General features: G+C 42.5%; 1 protein-coding gene. It reads left to right on the plus strand.

The genetic code is table 11. The annotated features are described in order from the left end of the window. Nucleotides 1–97: 97 nt before the first annotated feature. Entirely contained in the window at nt 98–1,189 is a 1,092-nt protein-coding gene (locus tag A3GG_RS0101795) for an IS5 family transposase (protein WP_018357618.1), read from the plus strand. Nucleotides 1,190–1,373 lie beyond the last annotated feature (184 nt).

A 1,373-nucleotide genomic window follows, 5' to 3' on the forward strand; every position in this document is an offset into this window, starting at 1 on the left:
GAGACTGTTGCACAAAAAACTGCGTTAAACACTTGTTTATCTCATTGGTTATCAGTATATTTGTATATGTTTAACAAGGAATAATTACTGATTCCATATGTCTTTCAAGAGTACATCCAACGATAATCCAAGTTTTGTAGAAGTTTTCACAGAGCAGAGACGAGCCAAAGCACGTAATGGCTTCTTAGAGCAAGTTGATATTCTTATTGACTGGCGCCCCATACAGACCTTTATCAATAAAAAGCTCAATAAGAGAGCAGAAGCACAAGGGGAGCCCACCTATGATGGTGTTCTGATGTTTAAGATACTCCTTTTAGAGGTCTGGTATAACCTGAGCGATAGGGCTGTAGAGGAGCGAATTAATGACTCCATCAGTTTTGGCAAGTTTCTTGGGATAGACATGGAGCATGTCTCTCCCGACCATAGTACTATTTGCCGTTTTCGGAATGCGTTAGTTGAAAAAGGGCTTTGGGACAAGTTGCTTAGTATGATAAATAAGCAACTCAAGAAGCATGGGATTATGGAGATCAAGCGAGGTGTGCTTGTAGATGCCAGTATCGTTGATAGCCCATTCTCTCCGGATGGATCGATCAAGATAGAAGTCGCAGATGACCGAGAAGACCATCGAAGTGAGGAGGAGAAAATTGAAGAGCAAAAGTATATGTCTACACTTTGCTCAGGGAAGCGAGGAGTGGATAAAGAGGGAAGATGGGTGAAAAAGGGAGGTAAGTTTCGCTTCGGCTACAAGAAACACGTTGCCACTACAGATGAGGGACTAATTGAGGGATTGATAACTACTTCTGCTAATGTTTCAGACACCCTTGAATTCACCACCCTTATTGATAAACTCAAGCTGCCCAAAGGGGTTGAAGTGCTTGCCGACAAAGGTTACACATCAAAAGGCAATTCAGAACACCTAAGGCAGTCTAAGCTGACCGATAAGATAATGAGGAAAGCTAAGAGAGGGCAACGATTGAGCGAGGAAGAGAAAGAGTTTAATCGGCTCATCAGCAAGACTCGAAGTAAGGTGGAAAGGACATTCGGTAGTATTAGGCGGTGGTTCAAAGGCGGTCGATGTCGTTACAAGGGTTTGCTAAAGACTCACGGACAAAATATTTTGGAGTCCATATGTCACAACATCAAAAGAGCCCCTATGATGATAATCCAATTGTCAGCTAATACCCAATGACCGAATCCTCCTCGAGAGGAGCATTTGGCATCCTCTCAAGTCAAAAATCCCCCTCAAATTGAGCCTTTTAAAGCTCAAAAAGAGGGGAAAATATGATAAGAGAAAGACTGCCCTGAACGAAATCCTCCTAAAAAACGGACGAAAAGGAGGATGAGAAAATCAAATATCTTCGTGCAACGGTCTC

It is taken from the genome of Porphyromonas levii DSM 23370, assembly GCF_000379925.1.
GTDB classification, from domain to species: Bacteria; Bacteroidota; Bacteroidia; order Bacteroidales; family Porphyromonadaceae; genus Porphyromonas_A; species Porphyromonas_A levii.

What these genes read in the sequence shown, in the direction of transcription:
- A3GG_RS0101795 (WP_018357618.1), top strand. Translation starts at nt 98, where the DNA reads ATGTCTTTCAAGAGTACATCCAACGATAATCCAAGTTTTGTAGAAGTT.